This is a genomic window from Mesorhizobium sp. M1E.F.Ca.ET.063.01.1.1 (assembly GCF_003998155.1).
Taxonomy (GTDB): domain Bacteria; phylum Pseudomonadota; class Alphaproteobacteria; order Rhizobiales; family Rhizobiaceae; genus Mesorhizobium.
This window is the reverse complement of the sequence record NZ_RZSC01001361.1, coordinates 1-788: the sequence shown is the minus strand read 5'-3', so window position 1 is coordinate 788 and position 788 is coordinate 1. Positions and strand designations below refer to the sequence as shown.

The 788-nt window shown below is 69.2% G+C and carries 1 protein-coding gene; it reads right to left on the bottom strand.

Translation table 11 applies throughout. From position 1 onward, the window contains the following. Positions 1-788: metallopeptidase TldD-related protein (locus EOA29_RS38595; protein ID WP_245468797.1), on the bottom strand; the 788-nt coding region annotated here is incomplete at both ends.

The following is a 788-nucleotide window of genomic DNA, read 5'->3' as shown; positions in this document are numbered from 1 at the left end:
ATCAAGAGCTTCTCGCCCTCGACGCCTTCACCGTCGAACGGGCGCGAGGCCTGCCCGCGGCGCCGCAGCGGCTCGTCGGTGGCAGTGATGGCGCTTGAGGCCACCTGTTTACCCATCATGTCGCGCAGGAAGCTCGTCTTGCGTGCAACCGCCGCGCCGTTGATGGCACCGGCAAGGTGGCCGGCAATGCCGCGCGCGACCCGCGGATCGAACACCACGTCGACCGGGCCGGTCGCGGCCTTGCGGGCGCCGAGGCGGCGCACGGTACGCTCGCCGGCCTTGCGGCCAATCTCCTCGGGCGCGTCGAGATCGGCGAAATGCTGGCGGGAGGAGAATTCATAGTCGCGCTCCATCGCCGTGCCCTGGCCGGCGATGACGCTGGTCGAGCGCGAGAAGCGCGAGGCGACATATTGGCCGACAAAGCCATGCGAGGTGGCGAGCACCAGCCCACCCAGCCCGGCGCTGGCGTTGCTGCCGGAAGAATTGGTGATGCCTTTCACGGCAAGGGCCGCCGCTTCCGCGGCAAGTGCTGCCTCCTTCAACTGATCGGCCGAAACCTCGGTCGGGTCGAAAAGATCGAGGTCGCGCAAATTGCGGGCAAGCAGCGCCGGATCGGCGAGGCCCTGGAAGGGATCCTCGGGCGAGACCTTCGCCATGGCGACCGCGCGCTCGGCGAGCGCCTTCGGGTCGGAGGCGGCGGTGGCCGAGACGCTCGCCACCCGCTGTCCGACGAAGACGCGCAGCGAGACATCCTCGCTCTCCGACGATTCGGTGCCCTCGACCTTGCC